27 protein-coding genes are annotated in these 26207 nt (G+C 65.5%); 18 read left to right on the top strand and 9 right to left on the bottom strand.

Annotated features, from left to right (window positions below; genetic code table 11):
• Positions 1-3: 3 nt before the first annotated feature.
• From AC1DT7_RS18815 to AC1DT7_RS18790, 6 genes are all read left to right on the top strand, one after another.
• Positions 4-498, top strand: coding sequence for a hypothetical protein (locus tag AC1DT7_RS18815; RefSeq protein ID WP_478037713.1), 495 nt, complete (start codon positions 4-6; stop codon positions 496-498).
• Between the two features lie 63 nt (positions 499-561).
• Positions 562-987 (top strand): endonuclease domain-containing protein, encoded by a 426-nt coding sequence (locus AC1DT7_RS18810; protein WP_478037712.1) that lies wholly within the window; start codon positions 562-564, stop codon positions 985-987.
• 2 nt (positions 988-989) lie between these two features.
• The gene (locus tag AC1DT7_RS18805; protein ID WP_478037711.1) at positions 990-1910 is read left to right on the top strand and encodes a DMT family transporter; all 921 of its coding nucleotides are present in this window, start codon (positions 990-992) and stop codon (positions 1908-1910) included.
• A gap of 32 nt (positions 1911-1942) precedes the next feature.
• Positions 1943-3310 carry an MFS transporter gene (locus tag AC1DT7_RS18800; protein ID WP_478037710.1) on the top strand — a complete coding sequence of 456 codons (1368 nt, stop codon included), beginning with the start codon at positions 1943-1945 and terminating at the stop codon, positions 3308-3310.
• Between the two features lie 114 nt (positions 3311-3424).
• Positions 3425-4636, top strand: a complete 1212-nt coding sequence (locus AC1DT7_RS18795; RefSeq protein ID WP_478037750.1) for an MBL fold metallo-hydrolase — start codon at positions 3425-3427, stop codon at positions 4634-4636.
• Between the two features lie 180 nt (positions 4637-4816).
• Complete coding sequence (locus AC1DT7_RS18790; protein WP_478037709.1) at positions 4817-5272, top strand: hypothetical protein; 456 nt, start codon at positions 4817-4819, stop codon at positions 5270-5272.
• Positions 5273-5323: 51 nt separating this feature from the next.
• On the opposite strand, the gene AC1DT7_RS18785 is transcribed toward AC1DT7_RS18790, so the two are convergent.
• Positions 5324-5869 (bottom strand): DUF3617 domain-containing protein, encoded by a 546-nt coding sequence (locus tag AC1DT7_RS18785; protein ID WP_478037708.1) that lies wholly within the window; start codon positions 5867-5869, stop codon positions 5324-5326.
• Positions 5870-5977: 108 nt separating this feature from the next.
• Between AC1DT7_RS18785 and uvrB the strand changes: the two genes are divergently transcribed.
• The 3 genes from uvrB to AC1DT7_RS18770 all read left to right on the top strand — a co-directional run bounded on the left by uvrB (position 5978) and on the right by AC1DT7_RS18770 (position 11131).
• Positions 5978-8170, top strand: coding sequence for an excinuclease ABC subunit UvrB (gene uvrB / locus AC1DT7_RS18780; RefSeq protein WP_478037707.1), 2193 nt, complete (start codon positions 5978-5980; stop codon positions 8168-8170).
• A 54-nt stretch (positions 8171-8224) separates the two neighbouring features.
• Positions 8225-8668 (top strand): hypothetical protein, encoded by a 444-nt coding sequence (locus tag AC1DT7_RS18775; RefSeq protein WP_478037706.1) that lies wholly within the window; start codon positions 8225-8227, stop codon positions 8666-8668.
• Positions 8669-8995: 327 nt separating this feature from the next.
• A complete protein-coding gene (locus tag AC1DT7_RS18770) occupies positions 8996-11131 on the top strand; it encodes an outer membrane protein assembly factor BamB family protein (protein ID WP_478037705.1) in 2136 nt (711 codons plus the stop codon).
• A gap of 163 nt (positions 11132-11294) precedes the next feature.
• Here the strand turns inward: AC1DT7_RS18770 and AC1DT7_RS18765 are convergent, their stop codons facing one another.
• Positions 11295-11633, bottom strand: a complete 339-nt coding sequence (locus AC1DT7_RS18765; protein WP_478037704.1) for a hypothetical protein — start codon at positions 11631-11633, stop codon at positions 11295-11297.
• 128 nt (positions 11634-11761) lie between these two features.
• Positions 11762-12565, bottom strand: coding sequence for an AraC family transcriptional regulator (locus AC1DT7_RS18760; RefSeq protein WP_478037703.1), 804 nt, complete (start codon positions 12563-12565; stop codon positions 11762-11764).
• A gap of 146 nt (positions 12566-12711) precedes the next feature.
• Here AC1DT7_RS18760 and AC1DT7_RS18755 point away from each other — a divergent pair, with 146 nt between their 5' ends.
• Positions 12712-13404, top strand: coding sequence for an O-methyltransferase (locus tag AC1DT7_RS18755; RefSeq protein ID WP_478037702.1), 693 nt, complete (start codon positions 12712-12714; stop codon positions 13402-13404).
• Entirely contained in the window at positions 13404-14150 is a 747-nt protein-coding gene (locus AC1DT7_RS18750) for a siderophore-interacting protein (RefSeq protein WP_478037749.1), read from the top strand. The genes AC1DT7_RS18755 and AC1DT7_RS18750 overlap by 1 nt, the downstream gene beginning before the upstream one ends.
• A 397-nt stretch (positions 14151-14547) precedes the next feature.
• On the opposite strand, the gene AC1DT7_RS18745 is transcribed toward AC1DT7_RS18750, so the two are convergent.
• Entirely contained in the window at positions 14548-14940 is a 393-nt protein-coding gene (locus AC1DT7_RS18745; protein ID WP_478037701.1) for a PRC-barrel domain-containing protein, read from the bottom strand.
• An 18-nt stretch (positions 14941-14958) separates the two neighbouring features.
• The gene (locus tag AC1DT7_RS18740; protein WP_478037700.1) at positions 14959-16233 is read right to left on the bottom strand and encodes an MFS transporter; all 1275 of its coding nucleotides are present in this window, start codon (positions 16231-16233) and stop codon (positions 14959-14961) included.
• 117 nt (positions 16234-16350) lie between these two features.
• Here AC1DT7_RS18740 and AC1DT7_RS18735 point away from each other — a divergent pair, with 117 nt between their 5' ends.
• The 5 genes from AC1DT7_RS18735 to AC1DT7_RS18715 all read left to right on the top strand — a co-directional run bounded on the left by AC1DT7_RS18735 (position 16351) and on the right by AC1DT7_RS18715 (position 21196).
• The gene (locus AC1DT7_RS18735; RefSeq protein ID WP_478037699.1) at positions 16351-16896 is read left to right on the top strand and encodes a hypothetical protein; all 546 of its coding nucleotides are present in this window, start codon (positions 16351-16353) and stop codon (positions 16894-16896) included.
• A gap of 47 nt (positions 16897-16943) precedes the next feature.
• Positions 16944-17093, top strand: a complete 150-nt coding sequence (locus AC1DT7_RS18730) for a hypothetical protein (protein WP_478037698.1) — start codon at positions 16944-16946, stop codon at positions 17091-17093.
• 2 nt (positions 17094-17095) lie between these two features.
• Positions 17096-17371: a DUF3175 domain-containing protein gene (locus AC1DT7_RS18725; protein WP_478037697.1), complete on the top strand. Its 276-nt coding sequence runs from the start codon at positions 17096-17098 to the stop codon at positions 17369-17371.
• Positions 17372-17786: 415 nt separating this feature from the next.
• Positions 17787-19538 (top strand): chloride channel protein, encoded by a 1752-nt coding sequence (locus AC1DT7_RS18720; protein WP_478037696.1) that lies wholly within the window; start codon positions 17787-17789, stop codon positions 19536-19538.
• Positions 19539-19618: 80 nt separating this feature from the next.
• Positions 19619-21196 carry an amidase gene (locus tag AC1DT7_RS18715; RefSeq protein ID WP_478037695.1) on the top strand — a complete coding sequence of 526 codons (1578 nt, stop codon included), beginning with the start codon at positions 19619-19621 and terminating at the stop codon, positions 21194-21196.
• Between the two features lie 37 nt (positions 21197-21233).
• Here AC1DT7_RS18715 and AC1DT7_RS18710 read toward each other — a convergent pair whose 3' ends face one another.
• Together AC1DT7_RS18710 and AC1DT7_RS18705 are read right to left on the bottom strand one after the other, a co-directional pair.
• Positions 21234-21602 carry a DUF4345 domain-containing protein gene (locus AC1DT7_RS18710; protein WP_478037694.1) on the bottom strand — a complete coding sequence of 123 codons (369 nt, stop codon included), beginning with the start codon at positions 21600-21602 and terminating at the stop codon, positions 21234-21236.
• Between the two features lie 35 nt (positions 21603-21637).
• Positions 21638-22105, bottom strand: coding sequence for a DUF2721 domain-containing protein (locus AC1DT7_RS18705; protein WP_478037693.1), 468 nt, complete (start codon positions 22103-22105; stop codon positions 21638-21640).
• A 51-nt stretch (positions 22106-22156) separates the two neighbouring features.
• Here AC1DT7_RS18705 and AC1DT7_RS18700 point away from each other — a divergent pair, with 51 nt between their 5' ends.
• Positions 22157-23311 carry a GNAT family N-acetyltransferase gene (locus AC1DT7_RS18700; RefSeq protein WP_478037692.1) on the top strand — a complete coding sequence of 385 codons (1155 nt, stop codon included), beginning with the start codon at positions 22157-22159 and terminating at the stop codon, positions 23309-23311.
• 14 nt (positions 23312-23325) lie between these two features.
• Here the strand turns inward: AC1DT7_RS18700 and AC1DT7_RS18695 are convergent, their stop codons facing one another.
• On the bottom strand, positions 23326-24417 hold the full coding sequence (locus AC1DT7_RS18695; RefSeq protein WP_478037691.1) for a 50S ribosomal protein L11 methyltransferase: 1092 nt from the start codon (positions 24415-24417) through the stop codon (positions 23326-23328).
• Between the two features lie 299 nt (positions 24418-24716).
• Here AC1DT7_RS18695 and AC1DT7_RS18690 point away from each other — a divergent pair, with 299 nt between their 5' ends.
• Positions 24717-25412 (top strand): PilZ domain-containing protein, encoded by a 696-nt coding sequence (locus tag AC1DT7_RS18690; protein WP_478037690.1) that lies wholly within the window; start codon positions 24717-24719, stop codon positions 25410-25412.
• Between the two features lie 10 nt (positions 25413-25422).
• Here AC1DT7_RS18690 and trmB read toward each other — a convergent pair whose 3' ends face one another.
• The gene (gene trmB / locus AC1DT7_RS18685; protein WP_478037688.1) at positions 25423-26103 is read right to left on the bottom strand and encodes a tRNA (guanine(46)-N(7))-methyltransferase TrmB; all 681 of its coding nucleotides are present in this window, start codon (positions 26101-26103) and stop codon (positions 25423-25425) included.
• Between the last annotated feature and the right edge of the window lie 104 nt (positions 26104-26207).

Below are 26207 nucleotides of genomic sequence, written 5' to 3'. Positions count from 1 at the left end.
TCCATGGCCCGCCGCATCGTCCTCACCTCGCCGCTCGCGCCCGACGCGATCGCGAAGAAGCTGAAGAATGTGCTCGGCGGGCGCACGGCCAAGCCAGTCAAGGGCGTGACCGGCAACGGGTCGGAACAGACGATGACGTTGTTCTATTATCGGCCCAACGTCCAGAATAGCTTCCAGACCACGCTGGTCGCGACGATGGAGCCGGTGGACGGCGGCACCCGGATCGAGGGGAAGATCGGGCCGCCCACCGGCGTGTTCGGCTTCATGGGGTGCTGGTTCGGGTTCCTGGCCATCTTCATCGGGATAGCGCTTACCGGCATGGTCTCATCCGCGGCACCCTTCGAGGCGATCCTGCCCTTTGTCGCGATCCCGCTGGGAATGATGGGGTTCGGGGCGATGCTGTTCCGGCTCGGCACCTGGACCTCGAAAAAGGATAGGGCCGCGATCCTCGCGTTCCTCGCGACCACGGTCGACGCGCGGCCGGTCAGCAATCGATAGACAATTTTTTTCCTCCCCATCGCAGATGGGGAGGGGGACCATGCGAAGCATGGTGGAGGGGAAATGCGGGCCAGTCGCAAAATGGTGCAACGTGCGAGGAAGTTGCGGCGTGTGATGACGCCTCCGGAGGTGCGCCTGTGGCAATGGCTGCGCGGAGAGCCGGAGGAGTTCAAATTCCGGCGGCAACACCCGGCGGAAAGGTTCGTGTTCGACTTCTATTGTCCTGCAGCGCGGCTCGTCATCGAAGTAGACGGCGAGGCGCACAACCGTGGCGACCAATCAGCGCGCGATGAAGCACGTGATGCGTGGTGCGCTCGGCAGGGGTTGCGCGTGCTGCGGGTCCCAGCGTTATCAGTGTTGAACGATCTTGACAGTGTCACTCGCGGGATAGTGGCGGTCTGCCACGAGCAACTGTCGCGCCTTCCCCTCCACCATTCGCCGGAAGAGGCGAATGGTCCCCCTCCCCATGCTTCGCATGGGGAGGAATAGGGATGATCACATCCCCCATATGGCTTCCCGCCACCATCACGGCGGGCGCGCTGCAGGCGTGGCGGACGGCGGTGCAGAAGCGCGTCAGCCACAGCATGTCGGTGAATGCCGCCGGGCTGGTGCGCTATCTGTACGGCTTGCCCTTCGCGCTGATCCTCGCGGGCATTTATGAAACCTTCTTCGCCCCGGGCGGCTTCCCGACGCTCGGCCCGACCTTCCCTTTGTTCTGCGCGGCGGGCGGGCTGGCGCAGATCATCGCCACGAACCTGCTCATCATGGCGTTCAGCCATCGCAATTTCGTGGTTGGCACCGCTTATTCGAAGACTGAGGCGGTGCAGGGCGCCGCACTGTCCTTCCTGCTGCTGGGCGAACGACTGAGCCCGGTGAGCTGGGCCGGCATCGGCTGCGGCGTCGTCGGCGTGATGGTGCTGTCGACCGGCGGCAAACGCATGGGGCCGATGGATTTCCTGCGCGCGCTCGGCCAGCCCGCCGCTTTGTGCGGCATCGCCTCGGGCTTCTTTTTCGCGCTGACCGCGATCGGCATCCGCCGGGCGACCCAGGATGTGGCGACGCCCGATCCGATCCAGGCGGCGCTGATCGTGCTGGCGGTGACGGTCTGCCTTCAGGTCCTGATGCAGGGCAGCTATTTGTTCCTGCGCGAGCGCGACCAGATCCGCACGGTGTTCGCCGAATGGCGTGTCGCGGGGCAGGTGGGGCTGCTGTCCTCCATGGGATCGGCCTGCTGGTTCACCGGCTTCGCCACCGCGCCCGTCGCGCTGGTGCGGATCGTCGGTCAGGTCGAGGTGGCCTTCACCTTCGCCTTCTCGCGTTTCTATCTCGGCGAGCGCATGATGCGCAGCGAGGGGATTGGACTGGTCCTGGTGGTGATGGGCGTCGTCCTGGCGCTGGCCGGGGCATTGTAGGACGATGACCGTATGAGAACCGGAATCCGTTCGTGACAGGCACCGACCGGCAGGCGGGAAGCACTGGGGCGCTGATCGCGACCGTGCTCGGGTCGAGCGTCGCGCTGATCGACGGGTCGGTCGTCAATGTAGCGCTGCCGGCGATGGCGCGCAGCCTCGGCGCCGATGGGCAGGGCGTGCAGTGGATCGTCAACGGCTACATGCTGCCTTTGTCGGCGCTGGTGCTGATCGGCGGCGCGCTGGCCGACGGGTTAGGGCGCAAGCGGACCTTCCTGTGGGGGCTGCTCTTCTTCGCCGTAACCACGCTTTGCTGCATGATCGCGCCGACACTTGGCTGGCTCATCGCCGCCCGGATCGGGCAGGGCGTCGGCGCCGCGCTGCTGGTGCCGGCGAGCCTGGCGATCCTCGGCGCGGATTTCGCGGGGGAGGCGCGGGCCAGGGCGATCGGTACCTGGGCAGCAGCGGGCGCGATCGGCGGGGCGATCGGGCCGGTGCTTGGCGGCTGGATGGTCGACCATGTCGGCTGGCGATCGATCTTCGGGCTGATCCTGCCGATCGCGGCGGCGGCATTCGTGATGGGCTGGCGCCATGTGCCGGACGGGCACGATGCCGATGCGACCCCGCCCGACTGGTATGGCGCCGCGCTGGCGACGGTCGGGCTCGGCCTGCTGGTCTGGGGGCTGACCCTGATGACGGTGCAGGATCGCAGCACCGGCGCCGCGATGATCGGGGGCGGGACGATCGCGCTGGTTGCGTTCGTGACGCTCGAGGCGCGGCTCGGCGACCGGGCGATGGTGCCGCTCGCCCTGTTCGGCACGCGCACCTTCACCGGCCTGACCCTGCTCACCTTCCTGCTCTACGCGGCGCTCTCGGGCTCGCTGTTGCTGCTGCCCTATCTGCTGATCGCGCGCGGCTGGAGCGCGGCGGCGGCGGGTACGGCGATGCTGCCGCTGCCGCTGATCATGGGCCTGGGGTCACGCAGCGTCGGCGCGCTCGCAGCAAAAATCGGCGCCCGGCCGCTCCTGTCGATCGGGCCGATGGTAACGGGCGTCGGGTTCGCGCTGTTCGCGACGATGCCGGCCGGGAGCATTGACTATGTGCGGCACGTCCTGCCCGGCATGATGCTGATCGGCATTGGCATGACGGCAGCGGTCGCGCCGCTGACCACCACGGTGATGGCGGCGGTCGACCATCGCCACACCGGCGCCGCCTCGGGCGTCAACAACGCGACCGCGCGGGTCGGCGGGATGATCGCGGTCGCGCTGATCGGGCTGGTGCTGACGGATAACGGACGCGGCGTCTCGCTCGGCGCCTTCCACGGCGCGGCAATCGCGGCGGCGGTGATGGCGGCAGGGGCAGGGTTGTGCGGGTGGCTGATGGTGCGGGTGGAGAAGGTCTAGCCGGGTAGTTGGGGCCTTCACCATACGCGGTAGGCGAGGACAGTCGATTGGATCGTAGCCGATGCCATCGGCCCCAATATCGCGTGATAAAGCAAGGCGCTGCTTGCGGTGCGGATGCTGCTGTGGGACGGGGCGGCGATGAAATCACCGGGAATTTTGGTGCGGATCGTCCGCGGAGCGCTGATCGCTTTCCTCTTCGCGACGGTTTTCTTGTGCCTCGCCATCACGATCGCTCCCCGCTTCCTCGACCGCATCTATTATCGCGGGCCGGTGTCGGCTCATTTCGATGGGCAGCGCTTCGCCAACCCGGATGACGACGAGGATACCGCAGGCGTACCGACCGGCGGCAGCCGTGCCGGTTTCTTCGCGCGCTACCTGACCGGCAGCGACGGGCGCCCGGCCTGGCCCGATCATGTCGCCGTGCGTCATGTGCCGATCCCCGCGCGGGTCGAGGGCGAGGCGATGGTCGCGACCTGGGTCGGCCACGCGACCGTCCTGATCCAGACCCAGGGCCTCAATATCCTGACCGATCCGGTGTGGAGCGAAAGATCGGGGCCGCTCGGGCTCGGGCCGAGGCGGGTCGCGGAACCGGGTGTCGCCTTTGACGATCTGCCGAAGATCGACCTGATCCTGGTCAGCCACAACCATTACGATCATCTCGACCTTCCCACCCTGAAGCGCCTGTGGGACCGCGACCATCCGCGCGTGATCACCGCGCTCGGCAATGACAGCGTCATCCGTCAGGCCGGCGTGCCGTCGGTCGCGCGGGACTGGGGCGGGCGGGTCGCGGTGAAGCCGGGCGTCGAGGTGGTCGTCACCCGCAATCATCATTGGGACAGCCGCTGGTTCACCGACCGCAACCGGGCCCTGTGGTCGAGCTTCGTCCTGCGCCTGCCGGGCGGGAACGTTTTCTTCGCCGGCGATACCGGCCCTGGGGACCTGCAATGGCCCGACGAGGCGCGGGCGCTCGGCCCGGTCCGCCTCGCGCTGATCCCGATCGGGGCCTTCCGCTTCGAGGCTGGGCAGATGGTGTCGGGCAGCCATATCGGGCCGATCGACGCTGTCGAGGTCTATCGACGGCTCGGCGCGCCGACCGGGATCGGCGTGCATTGGGGCACCTTCCGCCTCTCCTATGAGGCCTATGATACCCCGCCCCGGCTGCTCGCCGCGGCGGAGGAATGCGCTGGCCTTTCCGGCTTCGGCACGGTGGCGCTCGGCCAGCCGACGATCGTCGCGCCCTATGCCCCGCCCGTGCCGCACAGGGCGGTGCCGCGCGCGGATATCGTACGGTGCCTCGATACCGCGGCGGTGCGCGCGCTACGCTGATCCCATTTTCACCGGAATGAAGGTCGTTTCGAAATCCACCACCGTTCGTTTTCGAAACGAACTGGGAGGCACGGGAGCCCTGACACCGGCGTCCGCATTCCATCTCGGCATCGGAAACGGAGAGGCTTGGGTGCCGCGCGGGCCGGTGATATGAAGCCGCCACCGGGGGGAGTGATAACATTGACCGAGCGGGTCGCGCTGCGCGGATATGACACGACATTGGATCGCGCCGGGCTGTCGCTTGGTGCGGGTGGTCTTGCGGGCGGCGTGGTGGCGAGCATCCTCGTTGCCCTTGGCGGGCCGCCATCGCCCCTGGGAATCGTGGTGGGATTCGTCATCGGCGTGGTGATCACCGCGATGGCGGCGATCGCCGTCGCCGGGCCGCTGTGGCTCATCGCACATGCGCTTCACCGGCGCGGGCCTGGCACGGCGGCGCTGGTCGGCGCCCTTTGCGGCTTCGCCCTGTTCCTGGGCGGCCAGACCTATGGCTTCGGCCTGTTCGCCATGCCGGCGACCGATGCGCGCACCCTGATGTTCCGCTGGATCAGCGCGATCGCCACCAGCGTGATCCTGGCAGGCCTGTCGGCGGCGATCGGACTGGTGATGTGGCGGGTCGCGTACCGACGAATCTACTGATTTCTTTTCCCTCTCCCGCCGGGAGAGGGAATGCGCCCGCCGTCTTCGCCCCTATTTCGGGCAGTCGCCGACCCGCTTGCCGGCCGTCGTCATGCGCATCGTCACCGACGACGGCGCTGCGCTGCCTGCGCCCGGCAGTCTCATCTTCATGTCGACGACCATGTCGATCGCGGTCGGCTTGACCGTTCCGGTCATCTTGCCCGTCGCCTCCATGCCGCCATTGCTGCAGATCGCCGTGCCCGCGATGGTGGCTGTTCCCGCCTGGACCCGTTCGAAGCGGCAACCGCCCTGATCCTTCTGCACTGCCCTGGAAATATCCTCCTCGGCCTCTGCCTTGCTCATGCACTGGCGGCGCGTGCTGACCTGCGGGCCTGCCTTCATCCGTTCCGCCATGCCGGGGATATCGCCCTCCATCGCGAGGGTCTCGACCTTGGTCACATATTCCCATTCGCCGGGAATACGCGGTGGTGCCTTTGCCGCCACAGGCGCGGTGGGCGCCGTGGTGTTGGCGACCGGGCCCGTGTTGTTGCCTGGCGCACGCTGGTTGCACGCTGCGAGCGACACTGCCGCGCCGGCGAGCAAGAAATAGATCCGCATCGTCATTCCTCTGTTGCGATTGGCCGTATGGCCTGTCGTTGAGCGACCGTCGGGCCGCTTCCCGCCTTTCGTTGCGGGTCGGCGTCTTCCTCCCCATATTCACTCACTATGGCAATTCAGATTCGCACCAGCCTCGAAGAGCCCGAGACGGGCGTCAGCTTCGTTCCGCATCGTCCCGCACGCCCGCCTAAGGCGGAGGGTGGCAAGAAGTTCAAGCTCGTCTCCGACTATACGCCGTCGGGCGACCAGCCGACCGCGATCGCCGAGCTGGTCGAGCAGACCAAGGCAGGCGAGCGCGACCAGGTGCTGCTCGGCGTGACGGGGTCGGGCAAGACCTTCACCGTGGCGAAGGTGATCGAGGCAGTACAGCGCCCGGCTTTGGTGCTTGCCCCGAACAAGATCCTCGCGGCGCAGCTCTATGGCGAGTTCAAGAGCTTCTTCCCCGAGAATGCGGTCGAATATTTCGTCAGCTACTACGACTATTACCAGCCAGAGGCATACGTCCCCCGGTCCGACACCTACATCGAGAAAGAAAGCTCGGTGAACGAATCGATCGACCGGATGCGGCATTCGGCGACGCGCGCGCTGCTGGAACGGGACGACGTGATCATCGTCGCCTCGGTCTCCTGCCTCTACGGTATCGGATCGGTCGAAACCTATTCGGCGATGATCTTCGACCTGAAGAAGGGCCAGACGGTCGACCAGCGCGAGATCGTGCGCAAGCTCGTCTCGCTTCAGTACAAGCGCAACGACGCGGCGTTCCAGCGCGGCAATTTCCGGGTGAAGGGATCAAACCTGGAGATCTTCCCGTCGCATTATGAAGACACGGCCTGGCGCGTGTCCTTCTTCGGCGACGATATCGAGGAGATCGTCGAGTTCGATCCGCTGACCGGCAAGAAAGTCGCGAGCCTCGATTTTGTCCGCGTCTATGCGAACAGCCATTACGTCACGCCCGGCCCGACGCTGAAGCAGGCGATGGAGGCGATCAAGCACGAGCTGGCCGAGCGGCTGAAGGAGCTGGTGCCGGAGGGCAAGCTGCTCGAAGCGCAGCGGCTGGAGCAGCGCACCAATTTCGACCTGGAGATGATCGCGGCTACGGGCTCGTGTGCCGGCATCGAGAATTACTCCCGCTTCCTCACCGGCCGCATGCCGGGTGAGCCGCCGCCCACTTTGTTCGAATATCTCCCCGACAATGCTTTGCTGTTCGTCGACGAAAGCCATGTCACGATCGGCCAGATCAACGGCATGTCGCGCGGCGATCACCGCCGCAAGCTGACGCTCGCCGAATATGGCTTCCGCCTGCCCTCGGCGATCGACAACCGCCCGCTGCGCTTCAACGAATGGGAGGCGATGCGCCCCCAGACTACCTATGTCTCGGCCACGCCGGGCGGGTGGGAGATGGAGCAGACCGGCGGCGTCTTCGCCGAGCAGGTCATCCGCCCGACCGGGCTGATCGATCCGCCTATCGAGATCAAGCCGGTCGAGGAGCAGGTGCAGGACCTGATCGTCGAGGCGAAGAAGACCGCCGAGGCCGGCTATCGCACGCTGGTCACGACCCTGACCAAGCGCATGGCCGAGGACCTCACCGAGTTCATGCACGAGGCCGGCATCAAGGTCCGCTACATGCATTCGGATGTCGAGACGCTCGAGCGCATCGAGTTGATCCGCGATCTCAGGCTTGGGGTGTACGACGTGCTGGTCGGCATCAACCTGCTGCGCGAGGGGCTCGACATCCCCGAATGCGGGCTGGTCGCGATCCTCGATGCCGACAAGGAAGGCTTCCTGCGCTCCGAGACCTCGCTGATCCAGACCATCGGACGCGCGGCGCGCAACGTCGACGGCCGGGTGATCCTCTATGCCGATCGCATCACGGGCTCGATGGAGCGCGCGATGAACGAGACCAACCGGCGCCGCGAGAAACAGCTCATCTACAATGCCGAGCATGGCATCACCCCGACGACGATCCGCCGCAACATCGGCGACATCATTCAGGACGTGTCGAGCCGCGACCAGGTCACGATCGAGATCGACGAGGATCGACCCCACATGGTCGGTCACAATCTGCGCGCCTATATCGAGGAGCTCGAAAAGAAGATGCGCGCCGCCGCCGCCGACCTGGAGTTTGAGGAAGCCGGTCGCCTGCGCGACGAGATCCGCTCGCTGGAAGCCGAAGAACTCGGCCTCCCCGCCGACGAGCACCGTGCGCCGGTGATGGGCCGATCGAACGAGGGTAAGCCCGGCACGCGCAAGACCCGCTACGGCAAGAGCCAGAAGATGCGTGTGGGCGGCGGGCGGCGTTGAGGCTTTTTCCGCTGCTCGCGCTGCTGGTGCTGGCCGGCGGGTTGCGAGAATAAGGTGGCTGATTCCGCCCGACAAACCGGTTGGGATGCGGGATGGCACTATACGCGGTACGGCGGGAAACCCGGCGTCTATTACGGTTTTGGTCCGCGGGAGGTGGCGATCGTCGGGACGTGCGACGCGTTCCCGATATTTTCGCTGGTGGGCGGCGACTACAGGATGAATGTGAAGCGATTTACCGTTGCCGCAGATGGATGGCGTCAGGAATTCGACGCTTTTCAGGGCGAGCATGGGCGTTCGCTTCCGCTCGTGTCGGGGGGCTTTTCCGTCGAGGATAAGCGTATCGCCTCAGTCGCGTTCGATGAGCGACTTTCCCGCGCACGCTCCCAGATTGCCATTGTCACGGATGACGGGTGGCAACGTGCCTTGCCGCCAAGTCCAATGGTTGGCCGCTTCATCCATGAGTGCGTCTCGTGGCGAGAGAAATATCCGAACGCGTAATCTGACGGGTTGACGCAGAGTACGCCAGAATTGAAGTCCGAAGCGGACGACCGATTACGCGCTCAAATCGGGCTCCGGATCCCATAACCGATTCGAAACTAGCCACTGAGGCGGGTCGTTCGGGACACTTGCCGGTCGATTCCGTCAAAAGCCGCCCGCCACCATGCGTTCGGGCAGCCTCCGCACGGAGAGCCAGAATCATATACTATACAATCCGATTGCGTGTGGCGGCGACTCATGCATATCTTCGCGGCGCCGGCGCTTTCGCGTTGTCCGACGCTATGGATGGACTTTGGGCATTCTGGTTCACACGTGCCGAAAGTGACTATGACGACCTCTATCAGCCGCCGCCAAGCTCTCCTGTCCACCGCTGCCGCACTTGCCGTCGCCCCCTGGGCGGCCCGCGCCGAGGCGCAGGCCGTGCTGAATGGCGGCCCGGGCGCCGCGCCCGCCAAGCCGGCCGCCGACACCGATTGGCTTGGCTATGGCAATGATCTGGCCTCCACTCGCTATGCCGGCCTGGACCAGATCGACGCCTCCAACTTCAACAAGATGGAGGTCGCCTGGCGCTTCAAGACCGACAATTTCGGCGCGCGCAAGGATTCCTATTTCAACGCCACACCCACGGTGGTGAAGGGCCGTCTGTACGGAACCGTCGGCCTCGAACGCTATCTGGTCTGCATGGATGCCGGCACCGGTCAGATCATCTGGACCTACCGGCATGACGAGAAGGGGCGCCTTGGCGCCCGCGGCGGCTCCGGCTGGGGCGTCGGCTACTGGACCGACGGGACGGTGGAGCGGATTCTCTACGTCACCCGCAGCTATCAGCTGATCTCCATCGACATAAAGACCGGCCTTCCCGATCCCGCATTCGGGACGGGCAACGAAGTGGACCTGCGGCTCGATTGGGATCACGACATAGATCCCAAGGCGCCGGTCGTCGGCCTTCATGCCCCACCCCTCGTGGTGCGGGACACCGTCGTCATCGGCACTGCGTCGTCCTCGACCGGCCCCGGCTATCTGCGCGGCTTCGACGTGCGGACGGGCAAGCGGAAGTGGATCTTCCACACCGTGCCGAAGAAGGGCGAGTTCGGCTACGACACCTGGATCAAGCCGGGACAGGCCGAAACGGCGACGAACACCGGCGTGTGGGCGATGATGTCGGCCGATCCGGAGCTCGGCCTCGTCTATGCCGGCGTCGAGCTGCCCCAGGCCGACTGGATCGGTGTGACCCGGCACGGCGATGCGTTGTTCACCGAAACCCTGGTTGCGCTCGATATCGAAACGGGGGAGCGCCGGTGGCATTTCCAGACGGAACATCACGGGCTGTGGGATCGCGACATCGCGTGCGCCCCGGTGCTGATGGATGTCCGCCAGGGCAGGAAGGTGATCAAGGCGCTCGCCCTGCCGACGAAGCAGGCATTCCTGTTCGTGCTCGACCGTGCAACCGGTAAGCCGGTCTGGCCGATCCGCGAGGAGAAGGTGCCCGCCGGCGACGTGCCCGGCGAATATTATGCGCCGACTCAGCCCGTGCCGTCGCGGCCGCCGCCGTTCGATCGCCAGGGTGTCACTGCCGACGATGTGATCGACTGGACACCCGAGCTCAAGGCGCGGGCGCTCGAGATCATCGGCCACTATCGGCTTGGCGGGCTCTACCGCCCGCCGACCATGACGAAGCCTGAAGGGCCATGGGGCACGCTGATGACGCCMGAGAATCAGGGTGGCGCGAACTGGCCGGGTGGCGCCTGCGACCCGGAAACCGGGATCTTCTACATCTATTCGAAAACCGTGCTGCAGAACTACGCGATCAGGCAACTGCCCAACGGGCGCCTTGTCCAGGGCGGCAGCACGACCCGCGGCACCAACGATAATATGGGCGGGGCCTTTGGCGGATCGGCGAATCCGGGCGGTCGGCCGGGGCTCGGCGGGCCCGTGGCGCCGAACGTGAAGGACGGGTTGAACGATCCGATCACGCCCGACCTGCTCACCATCAACGGCATGCCGATCCTGAAGCCGCCCTATGGTCGCATCACCGCGCTCGACCTGACTCACGGCACGAAGCTGTGGCAGGTCGCGCACGGCGAAACGCCGGACTTCATCAGGAACAATCCGCTGCTCAAAGGCGTCACCATCCCGCGGACGGGGCAGTCGGGCATCCTCGGCGTTCTGGTGACCAAGACCCTCGTCATCTGCGGCGACAGTGGCGAATTCACCGACGAGCAGGGACGCAAGGCGGCCCGGCTGCGCGCCTATGACAAGATGACCGGGCGTGAAGTCGGCGCGGTCTTTCTCGATCAGCCACAGACCGGCTCGCCGATGACGTACATGCATGGCGGCCGTCAGCATATTGTGCTGGCCAGCGGCGGCCTCGATGGTGCGGAGTTCATCTGCTACCGCCTGCCCGTGCCGCGCCCGGCCGGGCCACCACGGCCCGAAGCGCCGCGGCCGCCGATCACGGACTGACCGCAAAGCGGTCGCCGAAAGGAGGTTGCGGCCCTTCCTCATCCGGCGGGTCGCTGGATGAGGACAAGGCTCGGCTTTCGCCGTGGCGTTCTAGGAGCGGCCGTTCCCCGTCGCGGTCATGCGGGACCGCGAATCCGGGGGCGGGAACAGCAGGCGCGGCGGATCAGCGTTGCTTCTTGGCCGTCGTCGCAGTGAAATCCGGGTCCTTTTTCGCCACCCAGTCGACGAATTTGCGTATGTTGGGATTGGCCAGCAGCATATCCACATCCGTCCCATATCGCTGCAGTTCGGAATTGGTGAAATTGGCCACCAGCGTCTGCTGACAGATGGGGTGCATGGGCACGACGTCACGCCCGCCCCGGCTCTTGGGCACGGGATGGTGCCAGACGATGGTCTTGCCGGTAGGCCTGCCACAGAGCCAGCAGGCTACGACCGGGGCCGGAGCCTCTTCTTCACGATGCAGGTCCCCATAGGGGTCATGTTTTGAATGCTTGCGTGCCATGCGTCGATCTCAATGCCTGAACTTGAGCCGCGCACCTATAGCGCCGCGAAGGAATCGCGGTGGAATTGTGGTGGCAGTCCAGCAAATACCGCTGGCCAGCGGAGTCGCGACGACGCTGAGTCATTGTCTCAGCCCAGGTGACGCTCCGCCATGTATCGTGCGGGAGAGGTGCCGAGTGCCTTGCGGAACATGGTCACGAAGCTCGGGACGCTCTCATATCCAAGATCGCCGCTGACCTGTTGGATCGAGGCGCCGCCGGCCAGCCACTTCACCGCCAGAACGACGCCGAGCTGCTGGCGCCATCGGCCGAAACTCATGCCTGTCTCTCGGCTCATCAGTCGCAACAGCGTCCGTTCGCTCATGCCGGCGCGTCGCGCCCAGCTCTCCAATGTCCCACGGTTTGCCGGGAAAGCCATCATCTCGTCGACAATCCTGCGAAGCCGCGGGTCGGAAGGCATCGGCAGATGCAGATCCTCGACCTGCGCCATCGCAAGTTCGTCGAGCAGGACCGCGACCAGCCGGGTGTTGGCGCCACCCTCCTCATAGAGATACGGCAGGTGCGCGGCCCGCGACAGGAGCTCGCGCAGCAACGGCGTCACCGACACCGCGCAGCAGGTTGTTGGCAAATGCATATCCACCCCGGGATCGACGAACGCGTTATAGCCTTCGAGCGCACCCGCCGCCTTGATGGCATGAAGGGCACCGCCGGGGATCCAGATGGCACTGCGCGGTGGTACGATCCACAGCCCGCCCTCGACTTCGCAACTGAGCGCACCGCGCTGGACGAGAAGCATCTGCCCCTTCTTGTGGCGATGATGATCGAGTTCGAATCCGCCGACATCGGACATCTCCGCACCAAAGGCGACGATCGGTCGCGGCACTTCATCGGGATCGACCCATTCGAAATCCCGCAATGCGTTCATAATCGGCATGGGTAACGCCTGTGGACATGAGGATCATTGGCGACAATGAATAACACTTTGTCTGTCCTTCGTAATGACGCCAAGGCAGCTCCCCGGTATCCGATCGCCATCATCCCGTCGAGCCGCTCCGGCGTCGGCCATCGGTAAGGACCATCATGAGCACATTGAGCAGCCCGCGTGTCGCCGATCTTCTGGAAGATCTTCACCGCAATGCCGAAGCGACAGATCGCGCTCTTTCCGAAGCGATGAAAGCCAGGATCGCGGCACCGGGCGCATCGATCGAGGCTCTGGTCGCTGATCTGCTCGCCGATGAGCGMGCCGACTATCGGGCGACCTATCGCGATCGCGCCGACAATTTCCTGGCCGTCTCACCGGACTATGGCCGGTTCCTGTATGCGATCGCGCGCGCCTGCAAGGCGACCCGGATCGTCGAGTTCGGGACGTCGATGGGAATCTCCGCGATCTATCTCGCCGCGGCGTTGCGCGATAATGGCGGGGGTCATCTCGTCGGCAGCGAAATGGAGGCCGCCAAGGTCGTTCGCGCCCGGGCCAATCTCGAGGCGGCTGGACTAGCCGATCTTGTCGACATCCGCGCCGGCGATGCGCTCGAGACGCTGAAGGATGTCGGCGGCGAGGTCGACCTGCTGCTGGTCGATGGTGCCTTCTCGCTATACCTGCCGGTGCTCAGGCTGGTCGAGCCTCGGCTGAAGACCGGTGCCGTAGTGCTTGGCGAGAACGCCTTCGACCCCGAATATCAGGCCTATATACGCGACCCCGCGAACGGCTATGTTTCGCTTTCTTTGCCGGACGAAGGTCGCGGTAACGAATTTTCCGTGAAGCTGTCGTGATGCCCGCCATCGGATCGTCCGAACGCCTCGGCACCAGGGAGCAGGGGCGTCTGGGCAAGGCGCTGACACGCCTGTGGATGAAACGCGCGACCGTCACCGCAAACGAGCAACTGGCCGATCGTTTCCATCTGATCACGCTGGAGGGTCCCGCGCTCGCGGGTGTGGCATGGCGACCTGGACAGAAGATACAGATCGCGATGGGGTCGGCGTTCACGACGCGAACCTACACGCCCATCGAATGGAACCCATCGGCCGGGCGAACCTGTATCCTGGCTTATTCCCACGGCGACGGACCGGGCAGCGCCTGGGTTCGCGATGCTGTGCCTGGTGGCGAGTGCGACATCTTTGGTCCACGCGCATCGCTGGATCTGTCCCGATTGCCCGGTCCGCTTGTCATCGTCGGTGACGAAACCTCGATGGGCCTTGCCTATGCGGCGGGTGCTCAGGATCGAACGCGCCTCGTGTCACCCATCTTCGAGGTCGGCGACATCGAGAGCGCCCGGCACGTGTCCACCCAGCTGGGTTTCCAGCATGTCGCGTTGATCGCGAGGAGCCAGGACAATGCGCATGTCGGGGCATTGGAGGCCGCGCTCTCCGACGGCATTGCCGCTGGCGCGTCGTTCGTGCTCACCGGAAAGGCCGCAACGATACAAAGGCTTCGGCAGAGCCTGAGGCTGCAGTCGATTCCGGCACCGCGCATCGTCACCAAGGCCTATTGGGCGCCTGGCAAGACTGGCCTGGACTGACGCCGCACGAAAGCACGCCTATTCCGGCGCGCGCCCGGCCGTTCGTGTGAGGCCGCTCGAAACTGGTTGTCGATCGATTCAACCACGGCCCGAATCATTGCACCGTGAAGACCGGCCGGGTGCGGCAAATCCCGGCTCGCTCTTTCCCATGACGGTCGCGTCGGCGACGCTTCCACCGTCCCTGATATGTTGAACGCGCCCTGTTAATCGAGCGCGCGCCCCTGTTCCGCAGGACTTTCACCCTGTTATTGCGGAACAGGGCAAATGCTCGGCAGGGTGTTGATAGAAAGGGAAAAAATCTCCAACAAAGTTGGAGATAACAGGGGCGAGAAAAAATCCCGCCCTGTTTCGCCCTGTTATTGGCCGGGAACAGGGCGAGTTGGCGCCGGTATGGACGTTATACCGCGATGCCGTCCTGACCGCCGCCGAGCGACAGGTCCTCGATCGCGACGCCGTAATAGCTCGCGACGCGATTGGCATAGGCCTGGTCGAACAGCGGCGGGTTGGCGGCCCAGCTCGGTCCGCCTTCGAGCACCTTGCGGTCGATCGTGACGATATAGGTGTCGGCCGCCGGATCAAAGGCAAGCAGGCTGAAGGGCAGGGGATAGAAGGCCTTGCCCATGCCGAGGAAGCCGCCGATCGTCAGCACGACATAGGCGGTCTCGCCCGTACGCTTGTTGATCAGGAATTCGTAGACCGATCCGACCTTGTCGCCTTCCCGACCTTTGACCTTGATCGAATCGCTCTCGTTCGAATGGGCGAGCAGCTGGATAGGGTCGTTCTTAGACATCGTCTTTCCTTCAATCGGTCAGTCTTCGAGGATCAAACTCGTTCGCTTGGTTTCCGGCAGCATCAAAAACGCCATCGTCGCGCAGGCGAGGATCGCCGTGACGTACCAGTAGAAAGCGGATTCGACATGTGCGTTCTTGAACCAGAGCGCGACATATTCCGCCGTGCCCCCGAACGCTGCATTGCCGATGGCATAGGGCAGGGCAACGCCCAGCGCACGGATATGCGCCGGGAACAGCTCGGCCTTCACCAGCGCGCTGATCGAGGTGTAAGCCGACAACAACATCAGCGGCACCAGGATGATCGCGAACGCGACCAGCGGATCGCTTGCCACCGCCAGCGCGCTGAACATCGGCACGGTGACGAGCATGCCGCCGACGCCGAACAGCAGCAGCATCGGCTTGCGCCCGAACTTGTCGGCGAGCAGCCCGAATATGGGTTGGCTCAGCATGAACAATACAAGCGCCGCGGTCATCACCTGGGTCGCGGTCTGGATATCGAAACCGCTCGTATTGACCAGGAATTTCTGGAGATAGGTGGTGTAGGCGTAGAAGGTGCAGCTGCCCCCCGCGCTGATGATCATGACCAGCAGGAACTCGCGCGGATGCGCCTTCCACAGCGCGACCAGGCCTGATTTGGGCCGGTCGGCGGACTGATTCTCGAACGAGGCTGTCTCGGCCAGGCGGCGGCGCAGGATGTAGACGGCCAGCGCCAGCACGGCACCGAAGAAAAAGGCCAGGCGCCAGCCCCATTCCGACATCTCCGCCTTGCTCAGCGCAGTCTGGAGCAGCAGCGTAACGGCAAGCGCGGTGAGCTGTCCGCCGATCAGGGTGACATACTGGAAGCTCGACCAGAAACCGCGCCGGTCACGCGTCGCCATTTCGGACAGGTAGGTCGCGCTCGCGCCATATTCTCCACCGACCGACAGGCCCTGGATCATGCGCGCCAGCACCAGGATGGCAGGTGCGGCAACGCCGATCGATCCATAACCGGGGACGAGGGCGATCATCAGCGAGCCGAGGCACATCAGCCCGACCGACAGCGCGAGCCCCGCCTTGCGGCCATGCGTGTCGGCATAGCGTCCCATCCAATAGGCGCCGATCGGCCGCATAACGAAGCCGACCGCGAAGATCGCGCTGGTGCCCATCAGCTGCGCGGTCGCATCGCCCTTAGGGAAGAAGGTCGCGGCGAAATAGAGCGAGAGCGATGAATAGGCATACCAGTCATACCATTCGACCAGGTTGCCGGCCGATCCGCCGATGATTGATTTCAGCCGCCTGGCCTGGATCGCCATGTTCCGCTCTCTCCCCGTCCGCGCCAGTGCACGGCCCGGCGGCAACAGAGGCGAATTCGCCGGGCGATGCAAGACGAGCGGTTGAGCCGCATGGCCGCTTCGCGCATAGAGGTCGCAATGCGTCTGTTTCCGCTTCTCGCCGTGATGGTTACCCTCGCTAGCTGCGTTGGCACCACCGCGCCGCCACGACCCGCGCCGAGGCCCGTTCCGACGCCGGTCTATACACCGCCGCCGCCGGCCCCCACGCCGACCGCGGCACCGCTCGGCAAGGACTGGCGCGACTGGCCGCTGACGCCGGGCGACTGGGCCTATCGCCAGGATGCGCGCGGCTCGATCGCGCTGTTCGGGGTGCCCGGTGCCGATGCCGCGCTGACCCTGCGCTGCGACCGCGCGGCGAACACTCTCTATCTTTCGCGACAGGGCATCGCTGCCGGACCGGTGGCGATGACGATTCGCACATCGACGGCGCTGCGGACGCTGTCCGCCTCGCCCACCGGCGGCACGCCGTCCTATGTCGCCGTCGCGCTCCAGCCGCGCGATGCGCTGCTCGACGCGATGGGTTTCAGTCGCGGGCGCTTCGTGATCGAGCAGGCAGGCTATGTGCCGCTGGTCGTGCCTGCCTGGGCCGAGATCGAACGCGTGACAGAGGATTGCCGGCGCTGACGGGATAAAGTTTTCGCCTCGCGCGTTTGCGCCGCGAGGAGAATGCCATGATCCGCAAACTCAAATCCGGCGACTATCGCCTCTATTCGCGCAAGGTCGATCCGGACACGCACAAGCGCCGCAACCTCGGCACCTTCGACAGCCGCGCCGCCGCCGAGAAGCACGAGCGCGACGTCCAGTATTTCAAGCGGCACTGATCATGGCCGACGAAAAATGGTCACAAGACGTGACCGAGCACAGCAATGCGCTCGACCTGCAGCGCGAGGTCTTCACCTGGAAGGATCCGAAGCGCATCGCCGCGTCGCTCAAGCGGTCGGCCGAGCACAGCCGGAGGCGGCGGAGCACGCCGTTCCGCTCCGCCATGTCGATGCTGACCTTCTATATCAACCGCGCCGGGCACGGCCTGGATGCGAAGCAGAAGAAGGTGCTGGAAGAGGCGAAGGAGGAACTGCGCGTCGCGTTCGGCAAGGCCTGACGGGCGGGTGCCCGGGAAGCGGCGCAGGCGGACGAGAATCGTCGAAAACGCATAACATTACAAGACTTGTTTATGTGATTCGGATGATTCAAACAGGGTGCGTATCCAGTCCTGGGTACGACGTTTTAACTAGCGAAAGGAGGTGATCCGATGTCTCATGGTTCAGCAATGGGGTCGGTTCAGTTCGTTCGGGGGACGCACCGCTAGCTTTATCGGGATGACGGCGGGGGGTATTCTCCCTCAATCAACGCTGCCGTCTATCGAAGCTGCGGTTCGCATGGTCTCCCGGGCTGGAACATCCGGCCGCTGACCATGTCAGGAGGTTGCCGGGTCTGCGGACCCGGCAGCCTCTTTTCATATCTGGCGCCCGCCCTCGGGCTTGTCGCGCCGTGACGCCGGGCGCAAAGCGCCCGCAATGACCCTGACGCCCCGCCTGCTAGCCCTTACCTGGTTCGCACGCCTGCGCCGCCGGTTTCGGGCGAGCGAGGCATGGTTTATCGTCCTTGCCATTCTCGTCGGCGGCGCGGCCGGGCTGTTCACCGTCGCGCTGGGTGGAATCGCGCGGACCTTGCAGCATCTGCTGTTCCGCCTGCCGCCGATGACGAGCCTGAGCAGCCTTGCCACCCTGTCGCCGTTTCAGCTTCTGGTCCTGCCGATCGGCGGGCTGATCCTTGCCGGCTTCACCTGGATCACGCGGGCGCGCCGCCGGGCGATGATCGACGCGGTCGAGGCCAATGCGCTGCATGGCGGGCATATGTCGATGCCCGACAGCCTGGTGATCTCGGGGCAGACAGTGATCTCCAACGGCTTCGGCGCGTCGGTCGGGCTCGAAGCTGGTTATGCGCAGCTTGGGGGCGCGGTCGGTTCGGTTGCGGGCGGGGCCTTGCGGCTGCGGCGAGCGGACCTGCGGACTCTGGTCGGTGCCGGGGCGGGGGCGGGCATTGCCGCCGCGTTCGGCGCGCCGCTGGCGGGCGCCTTCTATGCCTTCGAGATTGTCATCGGCGCCTATACCCCGTCGGCGATCGCGCCGGTCGCCGCGGCGGCGCTGGCCGGGGCGAGCGTGTCGCAGGCGCTCGGCATCGCGCCTTACATCGTTTCGACGACCGCCAATGTCGCGGTGCCGACGGTCGATTACCTGCTCTACGCCCTGCTCGGTGGCTTGTGCGCCGTGCTCGGCATTGCGCTGATGCGCGCGGTCGCGCTGGTCGAGGCATTTACCCGGCGGGTCCACATCCCGGCGTCGGTCCGGCCGGCGATCGGTGGCCTAATATTGATCCCGATCGCGATGGTCACGCCGCAGGTATTGTCCTCCGGGCACGGCGCGCTGCATCTCGATCTGGCGATTGGCTATCCGCTGGCCCTGATCGCCGCGGTGCTGGCGGCGAAATGCCTGGCGTCGATCGTGTCGCTCGGTTTCGGCTTTCGCGGGGGACTGTTCTTCGCGTCATTGTTTATCGGCACCCTGGTCGGCCATTTGTTCGCCGGTTCGCTCGAGCAGGTCGCCGGGCATCCCTTGCTCGTCCAGAACGACGCGGCAATCGTCGGCATGGCGGCGCTGGCGGTGGCGGTGGTCGGCGGGCCGATGACGGTCGCGATGCTGGTGCTCGAAGCGACTCATGATTTCTTCCTGACCGGCGCGGTGGTCGCCGCCTCGCTGGTCGCGAGCACGATCGTGCGGGCGCGTTTCGGTTATTCCTTCTCGACCTGGCGGCTCCATCTGCGCGGCGAGACGATCAAGAGCGCACGGGACGTCGGATGGGTGCGCACGCTCACCGCCGGCCGGATGATGCGCCGCGAGACCCAGGCGACGCCGGCGGACATCAGCGTGGCCGAGTTCCGCCGCCGCTTCCCGCTCGGCTCGGCCAGCCGTGCGGTGTTGATCGAGCCCGATGGCAGCTATGCCGGCATCCTGGTGCCGGCCGCCGCCTATGCCGACGGCGTCGACGATCAGGCGACTGCCCGATCGCTGGTAGCGTCGCCCACCGCGCCGCTCGCGCCCGACGCCGACATCGTGGCGATCATGGCGCGGTTCGACATGGATCAGGTCGACGAGCTTGCGGTGGTCGGGCCGGGCGGTGCCGTGCTGGGCGTGCTCTCCGAGAAATTCGTGCGCCGCCGCTATGCCGAGGAACTGGAAAAGGGCCAGCGCGACCTGTTCGGCGAATGAGCCGAGCGGCGTGATCCCGGCTTGTTACGGCAGGCGCGGTGCCGCATGATTTGGCTTCGAGCGAGAAAAGGGGGCGGTGAATGCGCGCTTTTGCGATGAGTCTGTTGCTGTCGGCCGCCATCGCCGGACCGGTGTTCGCCCAGAAAGCCCCTCGGGTCAACGAGCAGTCGATCGACCAGCTTCAGGCGATGATCGCGAAGGGTACCACCAGCGAGGCGATCACCCGTGCCTTTCTCGCCCGGATCGCGGCGATGGACCGCGCCGGACCGACGCTGCGCGCCGTGATCGCGGTCACGCCCGACGCGGTCGCTCAGGCCAGGGCAAGTGATGAGCGGCGCAAGGCGGGCAAGGCGCTTGGCCCGCTGGACGGCATCCCGGTGCTGATCAAGGACAATATCGAGACGAAGGAACTGCCCACCACCGCGGGTAGCCTGGCGCTCAAGGACAATATGACCGGCCGCGACGCGCCGGTGATCGCCGAGCTGCGCAAGGCTGGCGCGGTGATCCTCGGCAAGACCAATCTATCGGAATGGGCCAATATCCGCTCGAACGCTTCGATGAGCGGATGGAGCGCGGTCGGCGGCCTGGTGCGCAATCCCTATGCGCTCGACCGCACCTCCTGCGGATCGTCCAGCGGGTCGGGCGCTGCGGTGGCGGCCAGCTTCGCGCCGGTGGCGATCGGGACCGAAACTGATGGATCGGTCGTTTGCCCGTCCTCGATGAACGGGCTGGTCGGGCTGAAGCCGACGCTCGGATTGGTCAGCCGTACTCATGTCGTGCCGATCAGCCATAGCCAGGACACGCCGGGGCCGATGGGGCGGTCGGTGAAGGACGTGGCGATCCTTTTCTCGGCGATGGTGGCGGCCGATCCGGCTGACAGCGCGACCAGGGACGCGGCGAAATATCGCTCGGACTTCGCGAAAGGCTTGTCGCCCGACTCGCTCAAGGGATTACGCATCGCGGTGTTGCGGCCGGACATGCCGGCGGCGATGAAGCCGGTCTATGACGCTGCACTCGCGGTGCTGAAATCGGCGGGGGCGGTGCTGGTCGATGTGCGGCAGCCCAAGCTCGACGGGGCCGGCGATGCCGAGTTCGAGGTGCTCAAGGTCGAGCTCAAGGCCGATCTCGACGCCTATCTCGCAACCACGCCCAACGCGGTGACGACGCGGACGCTCGATCAGGTGATCGCGTTCAACGAGGCGAACAAGACGGCGGAGATGCCCTTCTTCGGGCAGGAAACCTTCGTCGCTGCGGCCAAGACGCGCGGGCTGGCCGATGCGGAATATCTCGGCGCACGGGCCAAGTCGCTGCGACTGGCGGGGGCGGAAGGCATCGATGCGATGCTGAAGAAAGCCGACGCCACCATCCTCGTCGAGCCGACCTATGGTCTACCCTGGCTGAGCGACAGCGTGTCCGGCGACCATTTCGACGGGCCGAGCGCGAGCGAATTGCCCGCCATCGCCGGCTATCCGCATCTGACGGTACCGATGGGGCTGGCCAAAGGCCTGCCGCTCGGGCTGTCGTTTATCGCCACGGCGTATGGCGACCAGGCGGTGCTGAACGCGGGTTACGCCTATGAGCAGGCGAGCCATGCAAGGGTGGCGCCACGATATCTGCCGGTGGCCGATGTCGGAAATGGACTGGAAGGGACGCGATAGCCTTCCGCTTCGTGATTACTTCCGGGGAAGCATCAGGTCAGGACGAGGCCTTCCACCTTCTCGCGAAAGCCGCCTGCCACATCAGCAGCAACGGCACGACGCCAAGCTCCATCGCCAGCCCGAACACATGCCCGGTCGACGGCACGCCGACCTCGACCAGCGACACCAGCCGTGACAATCCTCCGGCGATCACCAGCGCGCCGAGTAGCCGGAATCGCGGCCCTTTCGTCTCGATCCCCGGCACGCAGGTCGCGAACGCGACGCCGACTGCGAAGAAGATGCCCGAGATATAGCGGAAATGGCTGTCGAGATCGGTCGGGATCACCGGTGGATGGCCGAGAAAACCGGGTCCTTCGAGGATGCTCTGCCCGCCGGTGACCAGCGGCACGAGGCAGGCGAACGCCACCACCGCCTGAAGCGCCCGCTTCTCCGCGGTGACGTTCAGCGCCGGTGCTTTTCGAGCAGCTCGGGCCGGATATGGATGGCGGTGAGCGACATGCGTACCTCGATCAGGAAAGACGCGAGTGCTGTGATCAGCAGGATCATCGCCAGAATGAAGGACAGCGCGACGATGGTCCCGATATGCAGCCGGGCCAGTTCCGCCACGAACAGCAGCGCGACGACGAGGCACGTCATCACCGCGCTCGACACCGCCATCACCAGTGCTGCGTTGATCACCGACATGCGCTTGTCGAGCAGGCGAAGCTCCCAGACATGGCGGTCGTGCTCGGGGCCGGTCGAGCGTGGATGCAGGGCCTCCACCTGACGGGCACGGTCGACGACGCGCGACAGGCGTCCGGCGAGCACGTTGAGCAACGCGCCGATGCCTGCCAGCATGAACACGGGCGAAAGCGAGAGCTGGATCGTCTGGGCGATCGTCGTGACGGCTGGCGAATATTCCACGGGCACGTTGTGGCGGTTTCCCGCTTCAGGGGTCAAGCGCGAACCGGATGGTAACGGATGGCGGCTAACACGCCGGTCATGACGAAGCCGATGCTGCTTGCCGAATTCACGCGCCTGCCGCCGGCGACGCGGGCGCTCGTGCTCGACGGACTGTCCGGCGCGATCGATCTGGTCGCCGAGTCGGCGCCCGAGACTCACCGCTTCCTGCGCTATCAATGGTTCGCCGCGGCGCTCAGCGTTTATGGCGGATCGGCGCGCACGATCCTGGTTGAGCGTGACGGCGATCCGGTGATCGCGCTGCCGATCGTCCGTTTCGGGCCTGCGCTGGCGCGGCTGGCGGCGGTGCCGGGCTGCTACTGGCCGTTCCGCAGCTTTCCCGTCAGCGCGGATGCGGGGGAGGGGGCGTTCGACGCGTTGCTCGACCGACTCGGCCAGGAAGTGAATGCGCTCCGCGTCGGGCCGATCTGCGACGGCGATCCGGCGCTCGAACCGCTGCTCGCACAGGCGAGGGCAAAGGGCTGGGCGACGCTCGATCGCTTCGTCGCCGACAGCTATGTCCTCGACATGGCGGCGGCGAATGCCGATGGCGGCTGGCCGCGCAACTCGACCCTGCGCAAGAATCGCTTCCACGAAAAGCATCTGGGCGACCATGGCGCACTCGACTGGCGGTTCCTTCAGGGCGCCGAACTGACGGCGGGTGGCTTCGATTCCCTTGCCGCGATCGAGGAGAAGAGCTGGATCGCCGCGCGGACCGATGGACGCGACGCCAAGTTCACGACAACCGGGCACGGCGCCTTCTGGCGCGCCGCGGCGAGCGATCCGGTGCTGGCCGAGATGCTGTGGGCGGCACTGCTCACGGTCGATGGCGCACCGGCCGCATTCTCGTTCGACCTGAATGCGGGCGCGCTCAAATACGCCATCGCCAACAGCTATGACCCGGCTTTCGCCAAGCATTCGCCGGGCAAGCTACTCTATTACCGTAATCTCGTGCGCGCGATGGCCGACGGGATCGACACCGTCGACTGGGGTGCCGGCGACAGTGGCTACAAGCGCGTGATCGGCGCGGCCAAGGGGTCTGCGATCCGCGACTGGATACTGGTGCGTCCTGGCCTGCCAGCGGTGGCGGGGCGGCTACTGCGGGGCCTGTGGGAACGCAGCGGCCAGCGCCCCGCTGCACCCGTTACTGTCGAAGCTCCCTCCACAGCGGGATGAATCCCGTACCGGGCTCACATCCCAGTCGGCACCGTCTCGACCCAGGTAGAGATGCTCCGCCCATCATGTGCGGTCCCGATCGTAATGGAATCGCCGGACCGCACGGGCAGGGGAACGCCAAGCGGCGTCATGGTCAGGCCGGAAAAGAAGTTCGCGCCGGGTTCGGGCCTCGCCTCGATCGTGGTTTCCGCATCCAATTCCAGCCTGATCCAGCGCGCGATGCTGTTGGCTTCGCCAGTGGCGGTAAGGCGGCAAGGGACGGCGCGGCGGTCGGAAGGCGGGAAGCGGTCCTGCGAGAAGTCGAACCGGAACAGTTCCGCATCTTCCGACACCAGCTCGATGCCGGGCGCACCGATCGGCCGGAGGATGCTGGTGGGGACGAAATCGGCGAAGGGCGACAGATCGAACCCGCAGGCCGTGTCGATATGGCCGACGCGTCGATAATCCTGCCAGTCGACCAGCGCCGCCCGCAAGCTTGCCGCCATCGGTACCGATGGTGCACCGGGCGCGAGCAGCCGCTGCCGGGCATCGGCGATGGCGCCGAGCGGATCGAAATCGAGCAGCCCGTCGGCGAAGATATCGCACACCAGCAGGTCGGCCGGGCGGTCGAGCTCCTTGCCGATCGTCAGCGCCTGAGACTTTTTGGAGACGACGTGGATCCGGTCGGCATATCCATTCTGCTCGGCGAGTATGCGGGCCATCCGGGCGGCGACCGCATTATATTCGCAGGTGACGACTGTCGCCGCGCCGGCGCGCGCCGCCATCAGCGCGAGCATGCCCGCGCCGGTACCAATCTCGAGCACCGTCATGCCCGGCTTAACCATGCGGCGCAGCGTCGCGTCCCAGGCGGCATTGCGGCGCGCATCATTCATCATCGGAACGTGATAGCCGGGGACGAGCGACGCTAGCAGCCGTCGCCCGCGTATCACCGTGGCCGGATCGTCCCGGCCGAGTGCCATCGCGTCGCGCGCAAGCCCGGCGGCGCGGCGAGCCGCCTTCCGGGCAGCCACCATTTCGGCGAGCCCCACCAGATTGTACGGATAATCGGGTTTTTCTCGGAGGGAGGCATCGACGATTTCTATCATCCGCTCGATATCGTCGCTCACTTGGCCGCCCCTGTGCGGAAGACCCGCGGGTCATATCCTAGGGGGCGGATCCGATACCCGCAACGCCTGCGCCGGACGCTCCATTGCGGGAGTGCATTGAGTAATAAGAACAATCTTCGCCAGAGACGAACATTGTTTTGGCCTTGCATACAAATACATCCGAAACGGTGGCGATGTTAAGGATTTGGCAGCCAATGTGACCGATACTTCACGTCGGGAGGGGTGCTGTTTGCGTGGGGGATTTGGGAACCCTCGTGCTGGTAGTGATGCGACCACATCGCTCGTAAAGGGGTGCTCCTATGCTCGATCATTTCGATGATGGCGAACTGACGACGATCTCGTTCTCCAACTCGCCGCCATTGCCGCCCGAGCGGCGACAGAATCTGCGTCATGTGACGGTGTTGCGGGTTGCCAAGCTGCAGACGCTTCGCAGCGAGGAGCTTTGCCTGGTCCGCAACATCTCGTCGGGCGGCCTGATGGCACATATCTATTCTGAGTTGAACATCGGCGAACCGGTTACGGCGGAGTTCAAATCGGGCCAGGCGGTTTCCGGCCGTGTGCTCTGGCGCCGCGACGGGCTGGCCGGCATCCAGTTCAACGAGCCGGTCAATGCGGCCAGGCTCCTCGCCGACAATCATGATTATTCGACTTCGTCGCAACAGCCGCGCGCACCGCGCGTGGGCATTGACGTCAGGGCGCGAATCCGTGTCGGCTCGCGCTATCATTCGGTGACGATGTGCAACATATCCCAGGCTGGCGGGCGAGTCAGTCCGGGCTCGCAGCTCGAGGCGGGGCAGAAGCTGATCCTGATGCTTAACGGTCTGGCACCGATCGCCGGGTCGGTACGCTGGACCAACAAGGACCATGCCGGGATCGCGTTCGACAATCCTATGGCGTTCGAGGTGCTGGCGCGCTGGGTACCGACGATGCAGGCCCAGGCGCGGGAACGTCAGCTCGAAGCGTCGAACGACGCGCCGGACGAGTTGAGCGCCTGAACGGAGTCGGTCAGGGCCTGAGGTAGCGGAAGTACCACACCTCATGGCCCTGCCGCCGGGCCTTGCGCTCATAGCGGGTTTCGGGCCAGTCGTTGGGTCGGACCAGGAAGTCGCGCGGGTGCTTCGCCTGCCAGACGAAATCGGTCCGTGCGTTCATCACCATCATCGACCAGCGGCAATAGGTCGGGTCGTCGGTGCCGAGCCGGAATTCCGCGCCCGGCTTCAGCTTGCGCGCGATCAGGTCGAGCGGGCCATGATTGACCATGCGCCGCTTGGCATGGCGTGCCTTCCGCCACGGATCCGGGTGAAGCAGATAGACCCGGTCGAGCGACGCGTCGGGCAGCCGCTCGATCACGTCGAGCGCATCGCCCATATGCAGCCTGACATTGTCCAGATCGCCGTCACGGACATGGTTGAGCGCACCGACCACGCCGTTGAGGAACGGCTCGCAGCCGATAAAGCCAGTGTCCGGCCGCATCGCCGCCTGCCCGGCGAGATGCTCTCCGGCACCGAAGCCGATCTCGACCTCGAGGGGGCGATTGTCGCCGAACAGGGTAAAGGCATCGATGGGCCCGCTTTCGGGCACGCTGATCTCCGGCAACAGCTCTTCGACAAGAGCGGCCTGGCCGAGGCGCAGCTTGTGCCCCTGGCGGCGGCCATAGAGGCGGCGGATGGTCGTGGGATCGTTCATGGCGGGGCGGCATAGCTGCGCGGGAGGCTGACGCAAGCCTTCACGAAAACGGCGCGGTCCCTTGGGGAACCGCGCCGCATTTTTTCGGCTGTCGCCGGGAAGTG

Source organism: Sphingomonas sp. P3_C6 (assembly GCF_056402595.1).
This window is presented reverse-complemented; position numbering and strand designations above follow the sequence as displayed.